This window comes from Neobacillus sp. Fa239, from assembly GCF_055395235.1.
This window is the reverse complement of record NZ_AP041611.1, coordinates 3,563,725-3,589,732: the sequence shown is the minus strand read 5'-3', so window position 1 is coordinate 3,589,732 and position 26,008 is coordinate 3,563,725. Positions and strand designations below refer to the sequence as shown.

Annotated in this window: 20 protein-coding genes and 1 tRNA gene; 20 read left to right on the top strand and 1 reads right to left on the bottom strand. The window is 40.3% G+C overall.

The window, feature by feature from the left end; translation table 11 throughout:
* Positions 1-248 precede the first annotated feature (248 nt).
* The 16 genes from ACZ5XR_RS17430 (at position 249) to ACZ5XR_RS17355 (ending at position 21,526) form a co-directional block, all read left to right on the top strand.
* Positions 249-2,576, top strand: a complete 2,328-nt coding sequence (locus ACZ5XR_RS17430; protein ID WP_464497590.1) for a helix-turn-helix domain-containing protein — start codon at positions 249-251, stop codon at positions 2,574-2,576.
* Between the two features lie 202 nt (positions 2,577-2,778).
* Positions 2,779-3,975 carry a glycine C-acetyltransferase gene (locus ACZ5XR_RS17425; RefSeq protein WP_464497589.1) on the top strand — a complete coding sequence of 399 codons (1,197 nt, stop codon included), beginning with the start codon at positions 2,779-2,781 and terminating at the stop codon, positions 3,973-3,975.
* Positions 3,976-4,074: 99 nt separating this feature from the next.
* On the top strand, positions 4,075-5,052 hold the full coding sequence (locus ACZ5XR_RS17420; RefSeq protein ID WP_464497588.1) for an L-threonine 3-dehydrogenase: 978 nt from the start codon (positions 4,075-4,077) through the stop codon (positions 5,050-5,052).
* A 62-nt stretch (positions 5,053-5,114) separates the two neighbouring features.
* A complete protein-coding gene (locus ACZ5XR_RS17415) occupies positions 5,115-6,524 on the top strand; it encodes an amino acid permease (protein WP_464497587.1) in 1,410 nt (469 codons plus the stop codon).
* Positions 6,525-6,602: 78 nt separating this feature from the next.
* Positions 6,603-8,165, top strand: coding sequence for an L-serine ammonia-lyase, iron-sulfur-dependent, subunit alpha (sdaAA, locus tag ACZ5XR_RS17410; RefSeq protein ID WP_464497586.1), 1,563 nt, complete (start codon positions 6,603-6,605; stop codon positions 8,163-8,165).
* Between the two features lie 53 nt (positions 8,166-8,218).
* Positions 8,219-8,301: transfer RNA gene (locus tag ACZ5XR_RS17405), tRNA-Leu, on the top strand.
* Positions 8,302-8,553: 252 nt separating this feature from the next.
* Positions 8,554-9,765 carry an MFS transporter gene (locus ACZ5XR_RS17400; protein ID WP_464502352.1) on the top strand — a complete coding sequence of 404 codons (1,212 nt, stop codon included), beginning with the start codon at positions 8,554-8,556 and terminating at the stop codon, positions 9,763-9,765.
* 463 nt (positions 9,766-10,228) lie between these two features.
* Entirely contained in the window at positions 10,229-11,596 is a 1,368-nt protein-coding gene (locus ACZ5XR_RS17395; protein ID WP_464502351.1) for a dipeptidase, read from the top strand.
* A gap of 602 nt (positions 11,597-12,198) precedes the next feature.
* Complete coding sequence (locus ACZ5XR_RS17390; RefSeq protein WP_464497585.1) at positions 12,199-12,921, top strand: YwaF family protein; 723 nt, start codon at positions 12,199-12,201, stop codon at positions 12,919-12,921.
* A gap of 110 nt (positions 12,922-13,031) precedes the next feature.
* Positions 13,032-13,841, top strand: a complete 810-nt coding sequence (gene mutM, locus ACZ5XR_RS17385; protein WP_464497584.1) for a bifunctional DNA-formamidopyrimidine glycosylase/DNA-(apurinic or apyrimidinic site) lyase — start codon at positions 13,032-13,034, stop codon at positions 13,839-13,841.
* Positions 13,842-13,997: 156 nt separating this feature from the next.
* On the top strand, positions 13,998-14,645 hold the full coding sequence (locus ACZ5XR_RS17380; RefSeq protein WP_464497583.1) for a helix-turn-helix transcriptional regulator: 648 nt from the start codon (positions 13,998-14,000) through the stop codon (positions 14,643-14,645).
* Positions 14,646-14,662: 17 nt separating this feature from the next.
* Positions 14,663-15,478, top strand: coding sequence for a pyruvate, water dikinase regulatory protein (locus tag ACZ5XR_RS17375; protein ID WP_464502350.1), 816 nt, complete (start codon positions 14,663-14,665; stop codon positions 15,476-15,478).
* 2 nt (positions 15,479-15,480) lie between these two features.
* Positions 15,481-18,150 carry a pyruvate, phosphate dikinase gene (ppdK, locus tag ACZ5XR_RS17370; RefSeq protein WP_464497582.1) on the top strand — a complete coding sequence of 890 codons (2,670 nt, stop codon included), beginning with the start codon at positions 15,481-15,483 and terminating at the stop codon, positions 18,148-18,150.
* A 209-nt stretch (positions 18,151-18,359) separates the two neighbouring features.
* Positions 18,360-18,551 (top strand): YbxH family protein, encoded by a 192-nt coding sequence (locus tag ACZ5XR_RS17365; RefSeq protein WP_464497580.1) that lies wholly within the window; start codon positions 18,360-18,362, stop codon positions 18,549-18,551.
* A 105-nt stretch (positions 18,552-18,656) separates the two neighbouring features.
* Positions 18,657-18,740, top strand: a complete 84-nt coding sequence (locus ACZ5XR_RS17360; protein WP_464502349.1) for a putative holin-like toxin — start codon at positions 18,657-18,659, stop codon at positions 18,738-18,740.
* 203 nt (positions 18,741-18,943) lie between these two features.
* Positions 18,944-21,526, top strand: coding sequence for a DEAD/DEAH box helicase (locus tag ACZ5XR_RS17355; protein WP_464497579.1), 2,583 nt, complete (start codon positions 18,944-18,946; stop codon positions 21,524-21,526).
* A 96-nt stretch (positions 21,527-21,622) separates the two neighbouring features.
* On the opposite strand, the gene ACZ5XR_RS17350 is transcribed toward ACZ5XR_RS17355, so the two are convergent.
* Entirely contained in the window at positions 21,623-22,051 is a 429-nt protein-coding gene (locus ACZ5XR_RS17350; protein ID WP_464497578.1) for a NucA/NucB deoxyribonuclease domain-containing protein, read from the bottom strand.
* A 150-nt stretch (positions 22,052-22,201) separates the two neighbouring features.
* Between ACZ5XR_RS17350 and dacB the strand changes: the two genes are divergently transcribed.
* The 4 genes from dacB (at position 22,202) to ACZ5XR_RS17330 (ending at position 25,911) form a co-directional block, all read left to right on the top strand.
* Positions 22,202-23,662, top strand: coding sequence for a D-alanyl-D-alanine carboxypeptidase/D-alanyl-D-alanine endopeptidase (gene dacB, locus ACZ5XR_RS17345; RefSeq protein ID WP_464497577.1), 1,461 nt, complete (start codon positions 22,202-22,204; stop codon positions 23,660-23,662).
* A gap of 101 nt (positions 23,663-23,763) precedes the next feature.
* Positions 23,764-24,525 carry a hypothetical protein gene (locus tag ACZ5XR_RS17340; protein ID WP_464497576.1) on the top strand — a complete coding sequence of 254 codons (762 nt, stop codon included), beginning with the start codon at positions 23,764-23,766 and terminating at the stop codon, positions 24,523-24,525.
* Positions 24,526-24,541: 16 nt separating this feature from the next.
* Complete coding sequence (locus tag ACZ5XR_RS17335; RefSeq protein WP_464497575.1) at positions 24,542-25,006, top strand: hypothetical protein; 465 nt, start codon at positions 24,542-24,544, stop codon at positions 25,004-25,006.
* Positions 25,007-25,188: 182 nt separating this feature from the next.
* The gene (locus tag ACZ5XR_RS17330) at positions 25,189-25,911 is read left to right on the top strand and encodes an NAD-dependent protein deacylase (protein ID WP_464497573.1); all 723 of its coding nucleotides are present in this window, start codon (positions 25,189-25,191) and stop codon (positions 25,909-25,911) included.
* Positions 25,912-26,008 lie beyond the last annotated feature (97 nt).

The window sequence follows — 26,008 nt, the reverse complement described above, 5'->3', positions numbered from 1 at the left end:
ACTTTCAGTTTAATAATCGTATTAAGAATTTGTCTGAAATGACAATCTTGTTCAATGACCAAAATTTAATTCATTTTTAAGGTTTACTGATAATTTAAATGCTGCTGCATTTGATTAAAAGATAGGGGATCAATATATTATCGCACCTAAATGAAAAGGATTGAGGGATACAGCAACTACGGTTAACGGCTCTAGTCTATTCTTTATGTACTTGGCACATTTTTAATCTAGTCCTAAGGTGGATGTTCATGAACCGGCCAATAAGAGATAATTCTTATCAAATAAGTTTACAAAACATTGAATATTATTCTCCGCATATTTATATAGGAATCGAGATTCTCCTTGTGATAAGGGGAGAAATTGAGGTTACGGTTAATCAACATTCCTGCCATTTAGCTGAAAATGATCTTCTGCTGATTAACGCCAATGATATATGCTCTATTAAGGGGAATAAGGAGAATGTGGTCTTATCGTTACAAATTCCTTTGGATTTAATCGAGCGGCCTTATCCGGATATTCATGCGTGTCGTTTTAACTGCACTTCATCCAAAGAGGATAACGGGCTATATCTGCTTTTTGATCAAATTCGCCAACTAATGGCGAAAATCTTGATTGCCCACTACCAAAAGCAGGATGGAAGTGAAATCGAGATTAACGGACTGATTTTTCAATTAGTTACACTGTTGATTCGAAATTTTAAAACTACGCATCTTGAAAGTAATCAATTCACCGAAATGAAGGATGAAAGAATTAGAGAGATTCTAGCTTTTATCGAAAAAAATTATCGTAAACCGATATCATTGCAGGAAATTGCTAAAGAGCAGTATTTGTCTATTTACTATTTGTCGCGCTATTTCAAGCAGGAAGTTGGGGCTAGTTTCTCCCAATATGTCAAAAATGTCCGTTTGAAATCAGCGATGCATGAGCTCCTTTATACCGGTTATAATATTTCCCAGATTTCGGAGAATTGTGGTTTTCCCAATGTAAAAGCATTTAATATGGCTTTTAAAGAAATGTACCAGCAAACGCCTACTGAATATCGCAGCATGCATAAAGTGGAACCGATGGATGTCGAGGAAGTGAAACATGAAACCGAACAATATACATTATTGCAATCTCCCAACTTTTTAATGGAAATCAGTAAATATATTTCTGGAAATGAGAAGAGCACCACCCCGATGGAACCGGCTGCTTCGGTGGTACATGTGGAATTGCCGCTTGAGCCCATTTTTATCAGAGAAAAAGCCTTAAAGTTACTGGTAATTGGGCAGCTGGAATATGCATTGAATGAAGAAGTGAAGGCGGAATTAAAGTTAATTCAAGAGGAACTTAGATTTGAATATATTTATTTTACGAACCTTTTTTCGGACAGTTTTGCGATGACAACGCCACTCTATCAAATAGGCGGACAATTTTATCAGGTGGATGCCTTATTTAGCCTTTTTCAACAATTAGGATTGGTTCCTTTCATTCGTTTGGAAGTTGAAAAGGAAGTGGCAAGCAGCTCTGATTACCTTAAGAAGCTCGATGAATTTTTACAGCATAGTATTAGTTATTTTGGCAGTAACTTTGTAGGAAAATGGCGATTTGAACTGGTTTTCACGGAATGCGGCGAAACAGCAAAGAGCTTTTATCAAGATTTTTATCAAACTGTAAAAAAGCGAGCTCCTGCCGCAAAAATAGGTCTTCATATGCCGTTTTCTTTAAGAAAGGCTATAACCGTTCCTGCTGCTGAATTTTTAAATCAAATTTTCGACCGTTGCGAGCTGATCTGCTTCACCTGCAATCCGAATGAAGAAGTGGATTTTAACGATATGGATAATCATACTTTTGAAGGAGTAAAAAATTATGCAAAGAAAGAAATCATCCAATTAAAGGAAAGCCTAGCGTCTGTGGGTTTAGGGGAAATTCCGATTTTTCTTACTGATTGGAATACACTTTATGGAAATACGATGGATTTGAGCGGCACTTTTTTCCGGTCTGCTCTTATTTTTAAAGAAATGTTGGATGTAATGAAGGAAATATCCGGTTTAGGATTCTGGATTGATACCCACTCATTGGAAAAAAATAATCTGGATCAAGACCATATTGCCATGAATGGAATTGCCCTCCTGTATTATTATCAAATTAAACGTCCTGCTTATTTTAATCTTCAACTGATGGCAAAAATGACCTTGCGGATTTTAGTGGAAGGCCCGGATTTTGTATTGGCAATGGGGGAAAATGGCTACCAATTAGCCGTTTATAACCCTTCCTATATCAATCCATCTTATTCGGTAGAAAGCTTCTTTTTGCATTCCATCACAAAGGAAAAGAAAGTGGTTATTTCTGGCCTCCCTCCTGGGCGTTATCAAATTCGTAAGCACATCCTTGATCAAAATAACGGCGAATTTTATATTAACTGGATAAATTTACAGCATCAGGATATTTATGATCAGGAGATTATTTCTTTTATTAAGCAGGGAACCCACCCTGATTTGCAAATTTATGAGGAAACAGTGAAATCGGAGCTTTATTTACAATCCACTCTGACCTTTAATGCTTTTCATCTCTTTGAAATAAAGCCATTAAGTTAAAACTTAATGGTCTTTTTTTGTGGTTAATTTTGACGAAAATGTGAAGAAGGGCAAATATAAGAGATACACGCAACAAATATGGCAATGTAAGTCGATAAAATTCGATTTAAACTAAATACATGAAAACGTTTCCAGTTTGGTTTCTGCTTCTTAAACGGATTTGAGGTTTTTACTGAAAAGTATATTTATGGAGGTTTGCACGATGTCAAGAAAAGTTTTAGAAGATATATTAACTCCCCAGCTGCAAGAGCTACGCGAGAAAGGACTATATAACGTCATTGATACAGTAGAAGGCCCTAATGGCCCAATCGTAACAATCGATGGCAAAAATGTCATCAATATGTCATCCAACAATTACCTTGGGTTGGCAAACAATGAAAGATTAATCCAAAGAGCGAACGAAGCGACGAAACAGTACGGTGTGGGTGCCGGTGCCGTTCGGACTATTAACGGAACAATGACAATCCATAATAAATTAGAAAATACGATTGCCGAATTCAAACATACGGAGGCGGCAATTGCTTTCCAATCGGGATTTAATTGCAATATGGGCGCTATCTCGGCGGTGATGACGAAGAAGGATGCGATTATTTCTGACGAATTGAACCATGCCTCAATCATTGATGGCTGCCGTTTGTCTGGAGCAAAAATCATCCGGGTCAAACACCAGGACATGGATGACCTAAGGAGGGCAGCAAAAGAAGCGATTGAAAGTGGTGCCTATGAAAAAATAATGTATATCACTGATGGCGTTTTTTCAATGGATGGGGATGTGGCGAAGCTTCCTGAAATCGTGGAAATTGCCGAGGAATACGGCTTGCTTACATATGTTGATGACGCACATGGTTCAGGTGTCATGGGAAATGGTGCAGGCACGGTTAAACATTTTGGCCTTTCCGATCAAATTGATTTTCAAATCGGAACACTTTCCAAAGCAATTGGCGTCGTAGGCGGCTATGTGGCTGGTACCCAGCAATTGATTGATTGGTTAAAAGTGCGAGCCCGTCCATTCTTATTTTCAACATCGCTGACGCCAGGAGCTGCCGCTGCCTGCATTGAAGCCATTAACATCATGACGGAATCAACGGAGAGAGTCAATCAGCTATGGGAAAATGGCCGCTATTTAAAAGAAGGCTTGAAAAACTTAGGATTTAATATTGGCCACTCGGAAACACCGATTACACCATGTATCATCGGCGAAGAAACATTAACGCAGCAATTTTCTCGCCGCCTCATGGAGGAGGGAGTTTACGCCAAAGCTATCACCTTCCCAACGGTGCCAAAGGGAACAGGCAGAGTGCGCAATATGCCGACTTCGGTTCATACAAAAGAAATGCTAGACCAAGTACTAGCTGTATATGAAAAAGTGGGAAAAGAACTAGGTGTCATCCAAGATTAGAAGAGAGGCAGGAGGGCCCGTTCTTAGAATGGTTCCCTCCCTATTACAACTTGATACTAGATTCAGTTTTTGAGAGAAATATTCGGGAGGTTGTTTACGATGAAAAAAATTCTTGTGACCGGAAGCTTAGGTCAAATCGGTTCAGAGTTAACGATGAGAATGCGGGAACTTTACGGAGAGGAAAATGTTATTGCCACTGATATCCGTCATGTTAATGGCAACCCAGTCGTGGAAAATGGTTTATTTGATACATTAGATGTGCTGGATGGCGAGAGAATGCAGAAACTGGTCAATGACTATCATATTGATACGATTATCCATTTGGCCGCGCTGTTGTCGGCAACAGCCGAGAAAAAACCACAGCTTGCCTGGAATCTAAATATGGGTGGATTGATGAATGCGCTCGAGGTGGCGAGGAATTCTCAATGCCAGTTCTTTACACCAAGCTCGATAGGAGCCTTTGGTCCGTCTACGCCAAAAGATCATACACCCCAGGATACAATCCAACGGCCGAACACGATGTACGGTGTCACCAAAGTAAGCGCCGAATTACTATGTGACTATTATTTTGCAAAATTTGGTGTCGATACCCGCGGTGTCCGCTTCCCTGGATTGATTTCTTACAAAACGCTTCCGGGTGGAGGAACGACAGACTATGCGGTTGATATTTACTATGAAGCGTTAAAGAACAAAAAATACACATCCTATATAGCGAAAGGCACTTACATGGATATGATGTATATGCCGGATGCGATTAATTCGATTATTCAATTAATGGAAGCGGATTCATCGAGATTAAAGCATCGAAATGCCTTTAATATTACAGCCATGAGTTTTGAACCTGAAGAAATTGCCGCTTCCATCAGAAAATTTATACCGGAGTTTACGATGGATTATCAGGTAGATCCATTCAGGCAGCAGATTGCCGACTCTTGGCCAAACAGCATTGATGCGGCCACTGCCAAAGAGGAATGGGATTTTAACCCGCGGTACGATTTAGAACGTATGACAAAATCCATGCTCGAAAACTTAGGGGGAAAATTGGGTATTCCATTTGGGGAACCTGTATTAGTTTAAAAGAAAGAATAACATTAAGAAGGTCGAGATAAAAAATCCAATGAGGGAAAGTAGGACAGTTTATGACAAAAAATCAGGAATTAAAGCGGGGGCTTAAATCGCGTCATATCCAAATGATTGCTTTGGGTGGTACCATCGGGGTTGGGTTATTTATGGGATCGGCCAGTACGATTAAATGGACGGGCCCATCAGTTATGATTGCCTATGCAGTTGCCGGTCTCTTCCTATTTTTTATAATGCGCTCGATGGGGGAAATGCTTTATTTGGAACCAACTACCGGTTCATTTGCTGACCTCGGTAATAAATATATCCATCCTTTGGCCGGATATTTGACAGCTTGGAGCTATTGGTTCCAATGGATCATTGTCGGCATGTCGGAAATCATCGCGGTTGGTTCGTATATGAATTATTGGTTCCCACATCTGCCAACATGGGTCCCAGGGTTGGTCGCGATGGTGATCCTTGGCGCTGCTAACATGATTTCCGTTAAAAGCTTTGGTGAATTTGAATTCTGGTTTTCATTAATTAAAGTGCTTACGATTGTAGTCTTAATTATTGCTGGTATTGGCATTATTCTTTTTGGCTTCGGGAATGGCGGCCATGCAATTGGATTTTCGAACATTTGGAAAAATGGCGGCTTTTTCACCGGCGGCTTTAAAGGATTCTTCTTTGCCCTTTCCATCGTAATCGGCGCTTATCAAGGGGTGGAACTGATTGGGATTACGGCCGGAGAGGCAGAAAATCCACAAAAAACGATCACACATGCTGTGAAAACAACCGTTTGGCGTATTTTAATTTTCTATATCGGTGCGATTTTTGTCATTGTAACTGTTTACCCTTGGAACCAGCTCAATCAAATTGGCAGCCCATTCGTTTCGGTTTTTGCCAAAATTGGAATTACGGCTGCAGCCGGCATTATCAACTTTGTTGTGATCACAGCAGCGATGAGCGGCTGTAACAGCGGCATCTTCAGCGCCACACGGATGCTTTACGCATTGGCGAAAAATGGACAGGCACCAAAGATTTTTGCCAAATTATCGGAAAATAAAGTTCCAGTCTATTCAACCATTACGGTTTTAGTCGGCTTGGTCATTGGCGTTGTGTTGAGCTATATTGCACCGCCATCCATCTTCGTGTATGTTTACAGTGCAAGTATACTTCCAGGAATGATTCCATGGTTTGTACTGCTCATCAGTGAAATCAAATTTAGAAAAGTAAATGCTGGTGCAATGGAAAAGCATCCATTTAAAATGCCTTTTGCACCGTACAGCAACTATGCAACCATTGTATTTTTACTGGTCGTCCTTGTTGGTATGTTTATCAATCCAAGCACGCGCATCCCGTTAATCGTGGGAATTGCATTCCTTGCCATTATGACAGGTATTTTCTATCTCTTAAAAATGGAAAAACGCGTACCGTTAGAGGATGCCGAAAACGAAAAAGGCACAAAAGCAAAAGCGGGTTTAATATAAAGTAAACAAATGATGAAACAAGGGGGACGGTTCAAATGCTTCACTATTGGAACCGTCTCCTTTTAAAGGAGTGGTATTATGTCTTTCATGAGTTTAAGAGAGTTAATTGAATTGGCCGGGCAGCAAAACATAACGATTGCAGAATTAATGATCCAAACGGAAATACAGCAAAAGAGCATTCCACGGGAAGCGATTATCGAAAAAATGGCCGAGCAATTTACGGTAATGGAAGAGGCTGTTCGCAGAGGGACGACAAGTGCTGTCATGTCTCGTACCGGCTTGACCGGTGGTGATGGGCACCGTCTTCACCAATATGCTAAAAATGGAAAATCCATTATCAATCCAGTTACATTAAATGCCGCAGCCAATGCGCTGGCCGTATCAGAAGTCAATGCAGCAATGGGGCGGATTGTGGCAACACCGACTGCAGGTTCAGCTGGAATCTTGCCAGCAGTGCTCGTTCACGCTCTGGACAGCGGAACATTCCCACGAGAGCGGATCATACTGTCGATGTTCACTGCCTCTGCCCTTGGCTTGGTGATTGCCAATAAAGCTTCCATATCAGGAGCTGCTGGCGGATGCCAGGCGGAAATCGGCTCAGCAACCGCGATGGCAGCTGGCACTTTAGTTGAGCTTGCCGGTGGCACTCCAAAGCAGGTTGGAAATGCCATCGGAATTGCTTTGAAAAATTCACTGGGACTAGTTTGTGATCCGGTCGCCGGGCTGGTGGAAATTCCATGTATCGTTCGGAACGGATTACACGCGATTACCGCGCAGGCTGCGGCAGATATGGCGCTAGCAGGGATGGTCAGCATCATTCCACCTGATGAGGTGATTCATGTAATGCATGAAGTCGGGCAGCAAATGCCTGAATCGCTAAGGGAAACCGGGATTGGCGGTCTGGCTGGCACCCCGACAGGTCAAAAATTGAAGGAGCAGATTTTCAGCGAAAAGACAAGCGGTTGCGGGCCGGCTAAATATCAAAGCGCCTATGAGATTATCGGCCCTGTCATGGTTGGGCCATCCAGTTCACATACTGCAGGTGCTGTCCGAATTGGCAATATAGCCTACCAGCTGTTAAACGAAAAACCATTATTTGCAAAATTCTCTCTTATGGGTTCCTTTGCCGAAACCTATCAAGGCCATGGCACAGATTTAGCATTAATTGCAGGGGTTCTTGGATTAACAACAATGGATGAAGGTATTCCAAATGCAAAATCCATTGCCGAAGAAAATGAATTACAATACGAGTTTACGAAACGGGTGCTTGGAAGTTACCACCCGAATACAGTGCTAGTAGAATTATCAGGGGCAACGCGAACTGTAAAGGTCTTGGCCAGTTCCTTAGGCGGCGGCAAAGTAGAAGTTCAGGAATTGGATGATTATCCGTTAAAGTTTTCCGGAGAACGACCAACAATTGTAATCCGCCATACCGATCGAAAAGGGGTTATTGCCGAGTTATCAGGATCTCTTTTTCAAAAAGGGTTAAATATTGCTCGTTTGGCAAATGAACGTTCAAAAATCAATGGTTCGGCGATAACGGTTTGTGAGATTGACAATCAGATTGAAGAAAATCTCTTAACCATATTGAATAAAGAAATTCCCATCATTGATGAAATTTTATTAATCCAAACTAAATAGTGAAGAGGGGCATCTGCCCACCGCTACTTAAAAGTATTACAAAAAAACAACGTGCTGGATGTGGTGGAATTGGCAGACGCGCACGACTCAAAATCGTGTTCCGTAAGGAGTGTCGGTTCGACCCCGACCACCGGTATCTATTTTTCGAAAGAAAAACGAGAATGCTCGTCATATCAACGTTTTAAGCGTTCCTGCTAAGGTAGGGACGCTTTTTTCATTGCCCCAACATAATAATCGGTTGTCTAAACGGGGCTGCAAGTTCAAGGGCAATTTTATATACGGGACTGTTTTTAGTTTCTTTTTGTAAATTTATTACTTCTATTGGTCTTTTTGCATATGATGGTTTATTACCTAAATTTTATAAAGGGGTGTGTTAATATTGAGTAATATGTCGGTTTCAACGTCTGAGGTAAAAGTACCTTCACCGACTCGAATTCTCATCACATCCGGAATCGGAACCCTGTTCGACTCGATGGATGTGGCGTTGTTCTCTTACATCCTTGTTTCACTTGGACGGGATTGGCATCTTAATTCCGGCACAATGGGTATGCTTGGAAGTTTAGGGTTGCTTGGTATGGCAATTGGTTCTGCGTTCTCAGGCTCCCTTGCTGACCGATTTGGCCGGCGAACTATTTTCATGTGGACTCTTCTGCTCTACAGCGTTGCGTCAGGTTTATCTGGACTTGCGGCGACCGCTGGTATTCTGATGCTGCTACGCTTTTTGACTGGTCTAGGTCTTGGTGGCGAACTCCCCGTCTCCACTACCTACGTGTTGGAATCTTCAAAAGACGAAAATCGTGGCCGCCGCGTAGTGCTGTTAGAAATGTTTTGGGCCTTTGGGTCCTTGGCCGCAGCAATTATTGCATTCTTCGTCATTCCGTCAGTCGGTTGGCGAGCCGCCTTTTTGATTGGCGCAATTCCGGCGCTGTACACTATCTACCTAAGAATCAGTCTACCCGAAACACCACGCTACCGTAACTTGACTGAGCGCCTCTCGTTTAGAGAGTCATTCGTAAGGACATGGTCGAAAGGTATTAGAAGGCGCACTGCCGTGACATGGACGCTGTGGTTCACTATGAACTTTGCATACTATGGATTGTTCACCTGGTTACCTTCCATAATGGCGGCCAAAGGCTACTCTCTTGTGCACAGCATCGGGTACGTATTGATCATGACTCTTGCACAGGTTCCGGGTTACCTGACAGCAGCTTGGTTGGTCGAAAAGTGGGGACGTAAAAGAACACTCGTCATTGCCATATTTCTGTCTGGTCTGGCATCCCTGGGCTTTGGATTTGCCACAAGCACTGTCATGTTGATTTTGTTTGGGGTGTTAATCTCTTACTTCATGTTAGGAGCTTGGGCAGGCACGTATATATTTACTGTCGAACAGTTTCCTACGGCAGTCCGTGCCACCGGAATGGGTTGGTCCGCTGGATTCGGGCGTATTGGTGGTGTTTTGGCGCCAATGTTCACTGGGTTGTTACTTGGGGCAAAGGTTGGTTTCCCCATTATTTTCGGTATCTTTTTCGTCGTGCTATTAGTGGGGGCATTGATAGTTGGAGTGTTTGGTCTAGAGACGAAAGGCAAACAATTGGAGTAAAAGTGCAATAAATAATTAGCAGGGTTGCTCTCTCTACTGGGCATCCCTCTCTTTTGTTACACTCAATCAACATAAGGATAAATAGGACTCTAATCAAAATGTTGAGAGTCATTTTCTATGTGTGCAAGGCATCGTAATGGAGGACTGTCCTAAAATGAGCAGGTAATTGGTAGGTGTGAAAGCGGTATTGAACGGACTCATTCCCGCTAATTGTTGTTTAGTATTAGATAAATTTATCAGCCTGCAGGTAAACTGTTTTCTTATCTTACCATTTAGGGCAGGACATGTAAGTAACTGGTATTGGAACATTCATTGCTGTGTATTCTAATAACCGAAAATTTGTTTCAAAGCAGAAAAGTGAAAATGATTGATATTTTTTAGGAGGCCAGATTTTAGGTGGAGATTTTGGATAATTATATAGAGAAAGAAACTTATGCAAAAATACAAAGGAAATGGTGATAAAATGAGTCAATTATCAGAGCTTTTATCAGAGAATCACAACCATAATATCGAGGAATTAAAGGAATTGCTCCGAATACCAAGTGTTAGTTCCTTATCTGAAAATAAAGAGGACATTCAAAAAGCAGCTACGTGGATAGCCGATAAATTGAAAAATATCGGAATGGAACATGTTGAAATCATCCAGACAAAAGGCCATCCTATAATTTATGCTGACTGGATTCATCAGGAAAATGCCCCAACGGTCTTAGTCTACGGCCATTATGACGTGCAGCCCGTTGATCCGATTGATTTATGGGAAACGCCTCCGTTTGAACCGGACGTCCGTGATGAAAAAATCTTTGCCAGAGGGGCAACTGACGACAAAGGACAGACTTTCTTACATATTAAAGCAGTAGAAAGCTTATTGAAATCAAATGGAAAATTACCGGTTAACGTAAAATTTTGCATTGAAGGAGAGGAAGAAATAGGAAGTCCTAATCTTCCGCCATTTTTATCTGAAAATAAAGAAAAATTATCCTGTGATGTAGTTGTTATTTCCGATTCTGATATGTGGGATAAAGGAGTCCCTGCCATCACTTATTCATTAAGAGGACTATGTGCACTGGAAGTTTCTCTTAAAACGGCCAATTCTGATTTGCATTCGGGCATGTTTGGTGGCGGAGTTCAGAATGCTACCCACTTATTGGTACAGTTGCTTTCAACCCTTCATGATTCAAATGGGAAAGTAACCGTTGGGCATTTTTATGATGATGTCCAGGAATTGACAGATTTTGAAATGGAACAAATTAAAGCTTTAGGTTTCGATGAAGAAAAATTGAAAAAATCATTAGGGATAACGGATTTAACCGGGGGAGAACAAAATTACCCTTACCCAGTGAGAGTCAGCTCCAGGCCGACATTAGAAGTAAATGGATTATGGGGTGGATTTCAGGGAGAAGGGACAAAAACGGTGATCCCGAACGAGGCGCATGCCAAAATAACCTGCCGTCTTGTCCACAATCAACAGCCTGAAAAGATTCAGGAATTAATTAAAAAACATATAGAAGAACATGCACCAAAAGGTTGCACTGTCAAAATATCACTTGGTGATACGGGGAATCCATTTTTAACCCCAATTGATAGCCCGATGCTTCAAAAAGCGGCTGTAGCTTACGAAAACGTGTATGGGAAAACACCAGTTTACAAAAGAGAGGGCGGCTCTATTCCAATTGTATCGGATTTCAGCCATTCCCTAAATGCTCCAGTTGTCTTAATGGGATTCGGTTTGCCTGGCGAAAATCTTCATGCTCCAAATGAACATTTTCACTTAGAAAACTTTGACAAAGGAATCTTAACGATTTGCTCCTTTTTAGAGTTAATTGTAAAATAAATCATGAAAAGAGGGATGTTTAACAGCTAACGGGTTCCGTTTCCGATCAGAAACATTAAAAATGTAAGTTAAAATGAGTGCCAATTTGCATATGAAATTGACACTCATTTTTTATTGGGGTGGAAATTGCATAAAAATTTGTAAAGAGAAATGCACCCCTACAATTTTACCCTCAATTTGATAGACAATTTATCCTACAAAAAATGCATAGAAACATAAGAAGTCTTATCCTTAATTGAGCAACCGGTGATATTAAAAATAAGCGGAGAATTTTCGGTAAAATTCAGAAAGGAGCTCTTTTCGGGGGAAATAAGGGGATGCTTTCCGGTTATGTAAAGAAAAATCCCCCATTTTCATGTTTTTGGAGTCAATAGGCGGAATCGCTCCGTTTATTTAAGCTATTTTCAGTGCTATTTCTAAATTAACAGGATTTTCTCCGCTTATTTGTCATACCCAGTGCTTAACCTGCAATAGGTTTTTATAAGGATAAGACCTTTATTCAATTCCATCTTTTAACAAAACAAGTTGTATAGACTAACCTGCATTTGCCCCAGAATAACGTACCTTAGAAGGAATACGAATTAAAAAATGAGGTTATTAAGATGCAGGCATTTTTTCAATATCATTCAAAACTTCATCCGTTTCGGCTTTTTTCAGTAGAACATCTTATAATAATTGGAATTATATTTGTACTATGTATATTCCTTTTTATCTATAAAAACAAGCTTAAAGAAATAGGAAAATCTATTGGCCTTATTCTTTCGATTCTCCTAATAATTTCAGAAGGTATGCAACAGCTTTGGCTATTGTATGAGCATGCCTGGACATGGAAACGGGCATTGCCGATTCAGCTCAGTGATCTTGCTGTCATTTTGGCCATTATAATGCTGCTTACGAGGAGTTATAAACTTTTTCAATTCTTGTATTTTACGGGTTTAGGCAGCTCGATTCAAGCCCTTTTGACTCCTGATCTTGGCAAATATTCATTTCCTCACTTTCAATATTTTGAATTCTTTGTTTCACATGGTGGCGTAGTGTTTGCATGTTTGTTCATGGTCATGGTTTTCTGCTATCGACCAACGATCCCCTCAATGTGGGTAACCATTCTGATTGTAAACCTCTATTCTAGCCTTATTTTTTTCCTTAATAAATGGTGGGGAACAAATTTTCTGTATATGATGCAAAAACCGCGAGTTCCTTCTCTATTAAATTATCTGGGACCGTGGCCCTGGTATTTAATCTCACTGGAGCTGGTGATGATTTTAAGTTTTTATATTTTGTATATTCCTTTTTGGATAAAAAAAGAGAAATATACCTTAAAATAAATAGCTATGAAAAAATAGAACTTATAAATCAGTTCGGTTTTTCATCATTATTTTTCGAACTGTATGGAAAACATATTCGAAACGGGCAATTATTTGGAGGGAATGACAAAATGCCAGAACTCCCTGAAATGGAACATTATAAAAGATTATTAAATCAACGAATTGCGAATCAAATCATAACGGATGTTCAAATTAACCGTGAAAAATCAATTAATGTCCCGCCAGAACTCTTTCATAACAATGTCATTCAGCAAAGAATTGTTTCAGTAACTCGCAGAGCAAAGCATTTGCTTTTTCATCTCCAGAATGAACAAGTTCTTTTGCTGCATTTAATGCTGGGCGGTTGGATGTTTTTTGGTATGGAGGAAGAAAAACCAAAACGGACAGTTCAAATTCGGTTATCCTTTGGGAATCATCATCTGTATTTTATCGGGTTAAGGCTTGGATACTTACACATGTTAAATGAAAAAGATGTTCATTATCAGCTTTCTGATTTAGGTCCTGAGCCATTGGAAAGCAATTTTACATTAGAGGAATTTAAAGGATTATTTAGTTATAAACACGGACGAATTAAGGCGAAGCTGCTCGACCAGGAGTTCATTGCAGGAATTGGAAATTGTTATTCGGATGAAATCTGTTTTGACTCCAGGATTTTGCCCACCAGAGAAATTCAAGAAATTCAAGATGATGAGATAAATAGGTTATACTATTCAATGAAAAATGTGTTAACGGCTGCTTTAAATCATGGAGGATATTTGCAAAATCCATTTTTCAAAGGGGATACTATAACAGGGAGCTATAATAATTTGTGTAAAGTTTATAATCGGGAAAATGAACCATGTGCAAGATGCCGTACTCCGATAAAAAAAGGAACTATTTCATCACGTAAAACGTTCTTTTGCACAGTTTGCCAACAATAAAAGAGTTAAGGGACCCTAAAAATAAAGGGTCTCTTTTTTGTGTGAAAAAATGTATAAATAATTGTTTCGTATTTTTGTTAAATGTAATATACTATATACAAATAAGTATAACACATTTAAATAAGCATTCATGAATATAACATATTATCAAGGGGGGTGAAGGAGATTAAACTAACGAAACGTCAAGATGAGATCCTCCAAATTGTTAAGACAAACGGCCCGATCACAGGGAAACAAATTGCTGAAAAGCTTTCGTTAACAAGGGCAGCATTAAGACCGGATTTAGCGATCCTTACGATGTCGGGGAATTTGGATGCTCGGCCGCGAGTTGGTTATTTTTACAATCATGAAATAGAAATAAAGCAGCAAGCGGAAAAATTTTTACACCAAAAAGTGAGCGACTTTAAAGCCCATCCCATTGTAGTTGAAAAATCCACTTCCGTATATGACGCAATTGTTCAGCTTTTTTTGGAGGATGTTGGGACGCTTTATGCAGTGGACCATGACGGACATTTAGCTGGGGTCATTTCGAGAAAGGACTTGCTGAGAACGGCCATTGGCAACAAAGACCTTCATGGATTGCCAGTGAGTGTAATAATGACTCGGATGCCAAATATTATTACGATTAATCCTGATGAGACATTGTTAGAAGCTGCCAAAAAAATGATTAGTAATCATATTGACTCCTTGCCTGTTGTAAAGGTTGATGGTCAAGACATGAATACATATTTATTGGTTGGCCGGATTACGAAGACGACCATTACACGTGCATATCTAGAAATGATGGATCAAAAATTAGGTTGAGGAGAGTGGCAGCAATTTTGAACCAAAGAGAAGTGGTCTACGTTGTATCGGACTCAGTTGGGGAAACAGCGGAGTTCGTTGTGAAAGCAGTAGCAACACAATTTAATGGGGGAAATGTAGAAATTCGCCGCAATTCCTATGTTGATGATTTTGAGGATATTGAGGACGTAATTCTGCTGGCGAAAAGGGGACAGTCGATTATTGCTTATACCATTGTTGTACCTGCATTAAAAGAATATTTAGACCGGCGGGCAATGGAGGAAGGAATTCATGCGGTGGATTTGTTAAGTCCGTTAATGAACGCCTTTACTACCAAATTTAACAAAGAGCCGCATCATCAGCCAGGGATGATGAGAAAATTGGACGAAGAATATTTCCGAAAAATCGAAGCGATAGAATTTGCCGTAAAATATGACGATGGCCGAGACCCTAGGGGGATTACAAAAGCAGATATTGTATTAATCGGAGTATCCCGCACCTCCAAGACACCACTATCGATGTATTTGGCACATAAACGCTTTAAAGTGGCTAATGTCCCGTTAGTTCCCGAGGTATCGCCGCCGGATGAATTATTTAAAATACCGCGGAAAAATTGTATTGGTTTGATTATTTCTCCAGATAAATTAAATGAAATTCGCAAGGAACGCTTAAAAGCATTAGGACTTGCTTCACAAGCTAATTACGCAAGCTTTGAGCGGATACTAGATGAGTTGGATCACGCTGAAAAAATAATGAAGCGCGTTGGCTGCCCGATTATTGATGTTTCTAATAAAGCAATAGAAGAAACAGCAGGGGTAATATTGGATGTCTTGAAAAAAGAGAGGAGCTTTTAATCGTGGGAAAATATGTATATTTGTTTCATGAGGGCAATGGAGAAATGAGAGATTTGCTTGGCGGAAAAGGTGCCAATCTTGCTGAAATGACGCGAATTGGCTTGCCTGTACCATATGGTTTCACCATTTCAACAAAAGCATGCAATGCTTACTATGAATCTGGTAAAACAATTCCGACTTTAGTAGAACAACAAGCATTAGAAGCTCTGTCTTCCTTAGAAGAAAAAATGGGCAAAAAACTGGGAGACCCAGCAAATCCTTTACTTGTATCCGTTCGTTCGGGTTCTGTTTTTTCAATGCCGGGAATGATGGACACGATATTAAACCTTGGGATGAATGACGAAACGGTTATTGGACTGGCAAACCTGACCAATAATCCTCGCTTTGCATATGACTCCTATCGCCGTTTCATTCAAATGTTCAGCAATGTCGTCCTGGATATTGATACGTATTTCTTTGAACAATTATTAGAAGAAATCCGTGAGCAAAAAGGTTATACTTCTGACCCGGAAATGGCCGCTGAAGATTGGCAGGAGGTTATCGCAGGATATAAGGCTATTGTGAAAAAGCATACAAGAAAGGATTTTCCACAAGATCCAAAAGTTCAGCTGTTCTTGGCCATTAATGCGGTATTTGATTCATGGAATAATCAACGGGCGATTGTTTATCGCCGCTTAAATAAGATTCCTGACCATTTGGGAACAGCCGTTAATATTCAAAGCATGGTCTTTGGAAATATGGGGAATGACTCCGGTACAGGGGTTGCCTTTACACGAAATCCATCAACAGGGGAACATATTCTTTATGGGGAATACTTGATCAATGCCCAGGGAGAAGATGTAGTAGCCGGAATTCGTACACCACAGCCAATTTTAACCTTAAAAGATGAGATGCCAGCAGTCTTTCAGCAATTTACGGATACATGTAAACGTCTCGAGCAGCATTACCAAGAAATGCAAGATATTGAATTTACGGTTGAACGAGGCACGCTTTTTATCCTTCAAACTCGTAACGGAAAACGGACAGCGCAAGCGGCGATTCGCATTGCCGTCGAGATGGTCGAAGAAGGAATAATAGATAAAAAGACAGCGCTTCTTCGCGTCGATCCAGATCAATTAAATCAATTGCTGCATCGCCGAATTGATGATAAACATCCACGTACGCTATTGGCAAAAGGCTTGCCTGCCTCACCTGGGGCTGCGACAGGTCATGTCGTCTTTGATGCTGATGAAGCCGAGCAATTAGGAAATGACGGCAAAAAAGTCATCCTTGTTCGTCCTGAAACAACTCCGGATGATATCCACGGCATCGTGGCTTCTCAAGCGATCTTAACCAGCCGCGGCGGAATGACCAGCCATGCTGCAGTAGTGGCAAGAGGGATGGGTAAAGCTTGTATTTGTGGCTGTGAATCTTTAAAGATTGATCTAAAAACAAAGCAATTTACAGTCGGTGAAACGATTGTTCATTATGGTGATGTCATTACCATCGATGGTTCTACCGGTGAAATCATGTTAGGTGAAATCCCTATGATTGACCCTGAGCTATCCGATGAATTCCAATTATTGCTGGCTTGGGCTGACCAAGAACGAAAAATAGGTGTTCGTGCAAATGCGGATAATCCAGAAGATGCAAGAAAGTCGTTTGAATTTGGTGCCGGGGGCATTGGGCTGTGCCGTACGGAACATATGTTCATGGATTTAAAGCGGATTCCTATTGTCCAAAAAATGATTTTAGCGGAAAACTATCATGAGAGAATGGAAGCTCTTGACCTGCTTTTACCAATGCAGCAGGGAGATTTTGTAGGAATATTTGAAGCCATGCAAGGATTTCCGGTTACGATCCGTTTACTGGACCCGCCGTTACATGAATTTTTACCAGACAAAGAAGAACTTTTAGTAGAAGTAACGAAGCTGCAAATTTTAGATCCCGATTCAGCGGAGCTAAAGGAAAAAGAACTTTTACTGAAAAAGGTTCGTCAGTTAGATGAGTTTAACCCGATGTTGGGCCACCGCGGCTGCCGTCTTGGTATGATTTATCCGGAAATCTATGAAATGCAGGCAAAAGCAATTTTCTACGCAGCGGCAAAGTTAGCTGAGAAAGGGATGGAAGTGCAGCCTGAAATCATGATTCCGCTTGTTGGGCATGTAAATGAGTTGAAGCAAATGCGCCAATTAGTAGTGGAGGCCGCTGTTCGTGTCCAAGAGGAAACAGGCAAACAATTCGAGTATACAATTGGAACGATGATAGAAATTCCGCGTGCGGCGCTGACTGCAGACCAAATTGCCGAAGAAGCTGATTTCTTCTCATTCGGTACCAATGACCTTACACAAACAACTTTCGGCTACAGCCGTGATGATGCGGAAGGAAAGTTTTTGCAGGCCTATATAGAAAATAAGGTATTACCGGAAAATCCGTTTGCTGTTCTCGATCAGGATGGCGTTGGTAAGCTTGTCGAAACAGGTGTGAAACTTGGTCGCAGCACGAAGCCTTCTTTAAAAACAGGAATTTGCGGCGAGCATGGAGGCGAAAAGAGCTCGATTGATTTCTGCTATCGTACGGGCTTGGATTATGTCAGCTGTTCTCCGTACCGCGTGCCGCTCGCACGTTTGGCTGCGGCACAAGCAACTATTCGTCATGAAAATTGTAAGAACGAAATGTATACAACAGCATAATCTAGTAGGAAGACGCGTGCCTGGGGGGTGCGCGTCTTTCCCTTTTTAAGTTTTGTACACTTCTTTTTAGGTTTTAAACATGATTCTGGATGTTTTGTACGAAAAATTAATAGTTTTGTCCATCTTTCCTATTTTCACCAAAAATGAAGCGGTGAATCAACCCCAAAATAATGCAAATACTAAAAAAAACCAATGAAAAGGGGATCCATATGGGGGCTATCGAACGCAGCGGGTACCGTTTTATTCCGGAATTTAGTGTAATTCAGCAAAATGGGGCAATCCATGTATATAATCAGGATCATTTTATTGAAGAGATAAAATTTCAGTTTTCAGGAAAGTTTCCTGAGTTTGATCAAATTGAAGAATTAGTGGATCACTATTGTAATCAGCATAATATTTAAGGGAACACTTGTTCGAAGTGGTAAATAATGCTATAATTGAAAATGCAATAGAATAGGAACTCTCAAGGGTGGCGGCACATCTCCCAGGAAAGGGGGTGATGCTGTTTGACAGTTTTTCAAGCATTGATGTTAGCAGTTTCATTTGCTAGTCTGATAATTGCCGTGCTGTCATTTAACCAAAAAAAATAATCCACCCTTGAGCCGGCTAGCCTTAGTGGTGGATTATAAGTACCTTTAATGCCCGAATCCCAATGGGAACCGACTATTGCATTGACCGAGTGCATTTTAAGTCAATGCTCGGTCTTTTTTACTATACGCGTCATTATGATTCCATTATACATAAAATTCTGGAAAAAGGAAATCAGATGTCAAATTATAGAGGAGAAAGTGTCATGAGTAAATTAACAATCATTTATCCTCAAGCGGTTGAACATACAAAAATGAAAGTATACGAAGATATCGATCATTATTTTGAAATGAAAGAGTCACTTCCTCCGTTTGAACAGTATCTGGCGGAACGCGGCCATTACCTTGAACAAATTTGGATTAATGTATGGTTAAATAAATCGACAAACGATGTTCCGAAAAATGAAAAAAAGCAGTATCTAAGTGAAAAAGGGTATGTGGTCCAAGGAGTCGATCGGAAATTAATCAATAAATTATTTCGAGATGAAATGCGTTCTTTTCAGCCTTTTGATGTTATGAGCTGGGTAAACGAATCCATAAAAGATGAGGATGAAAAATGGAAAGAACGCTATGAAAAAGCGAAATTAAATTATCAAAAACGAGAAGAGCAGAAACAACTGGAGGAACAAAAACAAAGGATTCGAATGAAATTAGAGGTGTTCGCTGCTGATTTTATCGAAAAGAACTACCAAATCTTTTATATATATATCCGCCAATTTGTGGCCAATCAATTGGAATCAGATCTGCAAAACAATGTGAAATTTCAATCGGTTGATCCTCTTGCATTGGAAGAAAAATTAGTTAATCAAGGTCATTTTAATCCTGATGCCTATACCACTGTTGCTACATTTTTTGAAGAACTGACAGGTGACATCCATAAAACTATTCACTGGGGACGAAGCCACTTCGAGTATCAGACCTATTTTTTTGTCTATGAAGGGTTGATTTCAGATTATCTAAGCGAATTTCTTCCGAGAAAAGTGTTAGAGCAGCTTCCGAGTGAAGTGTCGGATTCATATAGAGAAACGTTTCATCAAGATATCCCTGTCTCTTTTGTAAAAGCTAGTATTGTTCCGATCCTATCTGAGGTAGAGGAATACTTTTTAGAAGATATTCAGGAGGAATATGTTTCGGATTTATTAAAGCTGGCAGAAATACCATTTGATGTGAAGACCCACCAACAAATTTTGGCAAAGGATTTAGAGGATCGAGAACGAAAACAAGCAGAAGAGGAAGCAGAGAGGCAACGTAAAATAGCGCAAGAAGAGCGGATGATGGAGGATATCTTCGGCCAAGAATACCGTCCTTCCATTGAAAGGCATATTCACTATGTTCTTCATATCGGAGAAACCAATACCGGAAAGACTCATCATGCTTTAGAGAAAATGAAAAGCGCAGCAAGCGGTCAATATTTGGCACCATTACGTTTATTGGCACTCGAGGTTTTCGATAAATTAAACGGCGAAAACACACCTTGTTCTTTAAAAACAGGGGAAGAGGAGAAAATCGTCACAGGAGCCAAACATATCTCCTGCACGGTTGAAATGTTCCATGAAAAAGAGTTTTATGATGTTGTTGTCATTGACGAATCCCAAATGCTGACAGATAAGGACCGCGGTTTCTCTTGGTATAAAGCCATTACGAAAGCGAATGCAAGAGAGGTTCATATCATTGGCAGCAGAAATGCAAAAGAAATGGTGCTAGAGCTTTTAGGGGATTCCGATATTGAAATTCACGAGTACAGCCGCGACACCCCATTAGAAGTGGAAACAAAGGAATTCCAGATTAAACATGTGAAAAAAGGCGATGCCCTGATTTGTTTTTCGAGACGACGAGTGTTAGAAACCGCATCCAGGCTGCAAAATGATGGACATAAAGTTAGCGTGATCTATGGCAGCATGCCGCCTGAAACACGAAAAAAACAAATTCAGCAATTTAATGATGGGAAAACTAAGGTAATTGTCGCAACTGATGCTATCGGCATGGGTTTAAACCTGCCAATCAGACGGATTGTCTTTTTAGAAAATGAAAAATTCGACGGAACCAGAAGGCGTCTGTTAACTTCACAGGAAGTCAAACAAATTGCCGGCCGTGCCGGCAGAAAAGGAATTTATGATATTGGAAAAGTCGCGTTCACAGGGGATATTAAAATAATGCGACGGTTGTTACAGCAGGAGGATGAGCCTGTGCATACGTTCGCAATCGCCCCGACGAATTCGGTATTCGAACGCTTCCAACGCTATTACCGTGACCTTGGTACCTTTTTTGAGCTTTGGGAGAAATTTGAAAGTCCAAAAGGAACGAAAAAAGCTACTCTTGCAGAAGAACGGTCGTTGTATGAGCTCATTGCCGGGACTGAAATTGAGGCGCGACTGCCCCTAATGGACCTTTATGGATTTTTGCATCTGCCTTTTTCTAAAAATGAATCCTTGCTGATAAAACAATGGGAAGAGACGATGTTTGCCATTATCGATGGAAGAGAGCTTCCGGAGCCGGTCTTGAAGGACCGTAATCTCGAAGAACTTGAATTAACCTATAAGGCAATTGGTCTCCATCTTTTGTTTTTATACCGGCTGGGAGAGAGGACTGAAGCGATCTATTGGGAGCGTCTTCGGGAGGAAATCAGTGACCGGGTCCAAGAACGCTTAAAAACGGATATCAAAAAATTTGTGAAAAAATGCAAAAATTGCGGGAGGCCGCTCGCCTGGGATCATGCCTTTCCGATTTGTGACTCTTGTCATCGGGCAAAGTATCGGCGGTATAGAGATGATGAATGGAATGGATTTTAATTTTATCATAATACAAAAACAGGCAGCCGCCGGCTGCCTGTAAAGACCAATCTTATGTACGATAAATATTTATTAGAATGGTATGTGTACAGCTTACTATTGCACTTGAATCAAAACTTTAGTTCCATCAGGCAAACCGCTTAATTGATGGCTGACCCATGCACCTGCACCCCTATTGTCAGATGAATGGACTAATTTTACATTGGCACCTTTTCCTCCTTCAGCACACATGGCCATTGGAAACTCATCCCGATCGTAACCGGCTTTTGTTTCAATCCCTTGTAATGACTCTTTTCTGTGTTCTTTAACATCCTTCCGGTCAATTGTACATATTCTTGATTCGCCTGCACTTTCTGCCTCTTTAATATGTTGAGCGGTTTCGGGATAACGATCAGAGGGTAAGTAGATTACTTTTTCATATTTTTGGGTTTGAGTACTTGTTGATAGTGGCTGAGTAAAATGATTGTATGACCAAAAAGCTATTAATAAAACGAGTAAAACTGAATATAAGGTTTTCTTTGCCATAATTTCTCCTCTTTAATTAATTTTTATCTCTCTGTCATCCAAATTCTACGTTAAGGCTAAAACTCATTCAAGTGTGTTCAAAGAGGAATGTAAAATTTTCAAGATTTTATGGTAAATGAGATTGTCTTAAAAGAGAAGGCAGGGTGTAGATTGATGAATAAGATAAAGACCAATTTATTAATATTTTTTGTTTTGTTTGCTGTGGCAGTGCCAAATCATGTTTTGGCAAATGATGGAACACTTTCAGCGAAGCTGGATCACCTCTTAACCGCAGAACCGTATTTACAAGGAGCCATTGCCGGAATCAATGTTCGCTCTGCTTCAACCGGTACCATTCTTTATGATCATTTAGGGGAGACCCGCATGCGGGTTGCTTCTAATATGAAACTATTAACGGCTGCTGTTGCCCTAAATGTTTTGGGTGAAAATTATCGCTTTAAGACAGAAGTACTTGCAAATGGGACAATAAAGCGGAAGACCTTGAATGGGAGTCTCTACTTAAAGGGTAATGGAGATCCGACATTGTTACTTTCAGATTTTGACCATTTTGCTGATAATCTGAAAATGAGCGGAATTAATAAAATTAGGGGTAATCTCGTTGCGGACGATTCTTGGTATGATCATGTCCGATACTCGACCGATTTATCGTGGACCGATGAAACGACGTATTATGGCGCACAAATTTCTGCATTAACGGTTTCACCGGATAAGGATTACGATGTGGGGACCATTATTGTTCAGGTTAAGCCAGGCAGCCAAAAAGGGAGTAAACCAACTGTAACTATCACCCCGAATACCGGATTTGTAAAAATTGTCAATCATGCGGTTACAGGTTCCACTGATGAAAAAAGAAAAATTAAGATCGAGCGGGAGCATGGAAATAATACGATAACGATCAGCGGAATGATTCCATTGAAGGCCAAAAGTGAAAGAGAATGGATTGGGGTTTGGGACCCGACCCGTTATGCACTAAAATTGTTTAAACAATCGCTCTTGAATCATGGAATTAAAATAAGCGGTCAAATGAGAACCGGTAAGACTCCTAAATCAGCTAAAACATTAATCATCCATCATTCGATGACACTTGCAAATCTTTTGATTCCGTTTATGAAGCATAGCAACAATGGTCATGCCGAAGTTTTAACAAAGGAAATGGGCCGGGTCATAAAAGGCGAAGGAAGCTGGGACAAAGGTCTGGAAGTCATCAATCAGGAACTGCCAAAGCTGGGGGTTAACCCGAAAACGATGCTCCTAAAAGATGGCTCCGGAATATCGCAAGTCAATTTAATTCCGGCGAAACAAATTTCACAGCTTTTATATGCGGCTCAAGAAAAGAACTGGTTTGCAGCCTATTTGCATGCTCTTCCTGTCGCTGGAATAAGTGACCGGATGGTTGGCGGGACCTTGCGGAATCGAATGAAGAGTCCGCTGACAAAAGGTAAGGTATGGGCGAAGACCGGAACGATTCGTTCCGTGACCTCATTATCAGGCTACATTCAAACAAATAGTGGTAATAAGCTGGTTTTTTCAATTCTGTTAAATAATATGCTCGATGAGGCGAAAGGGAAGAAAATTGAGGATCGAATTGTTGAGGTCCTGGCCAATCAATAATTAGAGGAAGGAAGAATGCGCAATTTAGAATAGCCATGGAGGATTTTGTAAAAACTAGAAAAACTGTTGTAATATTAACACCAACTTGGAGGAACATATGAGTGGAAAAAAGACAAATTCGTGACGTGGCTGCCTATATTTCTCCTATTTCAATCAATTACTTACATGTTCGAAATCCATGGGTAAATGCCTTTTGGTCTGCGGCATTTCCGGGTTTAGGGCAAATCTTGATGTGTAAATATTTCATTGGATATGGATTAGTTATTTGGGAATTTTTTATCAATCAGGCCGCAGGTATTAATAGAGCGATTCTTTATTCGATGCTTGGTGACTTTGAACAGGCAAAACATGCGCTCAACACGAAATTGTTTTTAATTTATATTCCCATGTACGTGTATGGAATTTGGGACAGCTATACCAGGACCAATTTATATAAAAAGGATTATTATTTAAGCTATAAACGGGGCTATCCAGTCATTTCAAAAAATATTAATACTTTCGAACTGAATAAGCTGGAGAAGCGAAACCCGAATATTGCTTTTATTTGGTCATTTTTTACTCCTGGAGTTGGCTATCTCTATATTAACCGGTTGCTGTCGGTTTTCATATTCGTTACCTGGTTTATTGTCATTGTATATTTTTCTAAATTATTGCCTGCTATCCATCTTACAATGATTGGTGATTTTGCTTCTTCCAAAAAAGTGCTGAATCCACAATGGCTGCTGTACTTGCCTTCTCTATATTTATTTGCTATTTTTGATTCCTATGTTCAAACTGTGGAATATAATAAAATTTTTGAAAGAGAACAAGCAAGCTATTTTAAAAAAGAATATCAGAACAAGGACTTTATCATGCCCAATTAAGCAGGGAGAAATTGAAATGTATGTTGTTGCTGCCTTTCAACATTCGAAAAATATCGAAATGGCGATTGCTGATCTTGAAAATATCGGGCTTGAGAATCAGAGGATTCTAGTTCTGCCACTTGATAAGCGGAATGATAAAACCAAAATCTTTGATTCCATATATGCTGCTAATGGGGAAAGCTATGTAGATTTGGCTGCCATTTTTGGTATGCTCTTTATGCTTCTAGGCGGAATATATGGTTTTGTATTGAGGTGGGGGCCAATTTTATGGGCATTAATTGGGCTCATCGCAGGTTTCATAACTGGATTTTTAATTCGTTATGTATACAACAAAAGTAAAAAACATCAAAAGAAATTGGAGGACTCCAAAACAGAAATTGTCATCATCATCCATTGTGATGATCTTCAAGAAGAAAAAGTAAAGGAAATACTTTGGGGGCATATTGCATTTGGTTTGGCCGTATACAAAAACAATCCATAGCTAAGCACGAATCAAAGGTTGACTAAAGATGGTCAACCTTTTTTGTGTCTAAGGGGATAGCGCTTTAAAGCGAGCTTTTCTCATAGCTGGAGACAGATTCTAAAAAAAGCTTTAAAGAAATATATTATTCATATCATATCAATTGTTAAGAAAGCTAAAATGACCAAAGGCGGTGGGCAAAAGTGGGAAATGAACTTCAAGCATTAAGGCAGTGGTTGAAGGAATCAACCAATACTGTTGTGTTTACGGGAGCGGGTATGTCAACCGAAAGCGGTTTGCCAGATTTCCGCTCAAGAACATCCGGATTATGGGGAAATCGAAATCCTTTGGAGCTTGCAAGTGTAACGGCGATGGATGACAACCGCTATGAGTTTATTGAGTTTTATCGTGACCGTATTGAAAATTTTCGTCACTGCCAGCCCAATTCAGGGCATGATATCCTGGCAAAATGGGAAAAAGAAGGATTGGTCCATGCCATTATCACGCAAAATGTTGATGGATTCCATCATGAAGCAGGAAATCAAAAGGTAACGGAGCTTCACGGTTCCCTTCGTTCATGTCATTGTACAGATTGTGGGGAAGATTATCCAATCAATCGCTTTTTGGAAGATAGCGTTATGTGTGAATGTGGAGGATTCATACGTCCTTCTGTTGTCCTGTTTGGGGAACGTTTATCAGAAGAGACCCTCATTCAGGCAGTCTCTGGATCGACAAAGGCAGATTTATTTATCGTTTTAGGGTCATCATTAACTGTATCACCAGCAAACTTTTTTCCCATGGAAGCCAAAGAGGCAGGAGCAAAATTAGTCATCATCAATATGGAGCCTACCCAATTGGATGATATGGCAGACTTGGTCATTCATAATCGAAAGATAAGTGAGGTTTTACAAAAGGTTGACTGTTAGTTTAAAAGGGGGGACCTACGGCGCCCCTTTTTTACTTGTTTCATCTATGGAGAACATATTGAAGAACAAAGGAAAATTTGCTAAACTAAATAGTCAG

Coding starts and splice junctions, on each gene's coding strand:
- ACZ5XR_RS17430 (WP_464497590.1), top strand. CDS start 249: ATGAACCGGCCAATAAGAGATAATTCTTATCAAATAAGTTTACAAAAC.
- ACZ5XR_RS17425 (WP_464497589.1), top strand. CDS start 2,779: ATGTCAAGAAAAGTTTTAGAAGATATATTAACTCCCCAGCTGCAAGAG.
- ACZ5XR_RS17420 (WP_464497588.1), top strand. CDS start 4,075: ATGAAAAAAATTCTTGTGACCGGAAGCTTAGGTCAAATCGGTTCAGAG.
- ACZ5XR_RS17415 (WP_464497587.1), top strand. CDS start 5,115: ATGACAAAAAATCAGGAATTAAAGCGGGGGCTTAAATCGCGTCATATC.
- sdaAA (WP_464497586.1), top strand. CDS start 6,603: ATGTCTTTCATGAGTTTAAGAGAGTTAATTGAATTGGCCGGGCAGCAA.
- ACZ5XR_RS17400 (WP_464502352.1), top strand. CDS start 8,554: ATGTCGGTTTCAACGTCTGAGGTAAAAGTACCTTCACCGACTCGAATT.
- ACZ5XR_RS17395 (WP_464502351.1), top strand. CDS start 10,229: ATGAGTCAATTATCAGAGCTTTTATCAGAGAATCACAACCATAATATC.
- ACZ5XR_RS17390 (WP_464497585.1), top strand. CDS start 12,199: ATGCAGGCATTTTTTCAATATCATTCAAAACTTCATCCGTTTCGGCTT.
- mutM (WP_464497584.1), top strand. CDS start 13,032: ATGCCAGAACTCCCTGAAATGGAACATTATAAAAGATTATTAAATCAA.
- ACZ5XR_RS17365 (WP_464497580.1), top strand. CDS start 18,360: ATGGGGGCTATCGAACGCAGCGGGTACCGTTTTATTCCGGAATTTAGT.
- ACZ5XR_RS17355 (WP_464497579.1), top strand. CDS start 18,944: ATGAGTAAATTAACAATCATTTATCCTCAAGCGGTTGAACATACAAAA.
- ACZ5XR_RS17350 (WP_464497578.1), bottom strand. CDS start 22,051: ATGGCAAAGAAAACCTTATATTCAGTTTTACTCGTTTTATTAATAGCT.
- ACZ5XR_RS17335 (WP_464497575.1), top strand. CDS start 24,542: ATGTATGTTGTTGCTGCCTTTCAACATTCGAAAAATATCGAAATGGCG.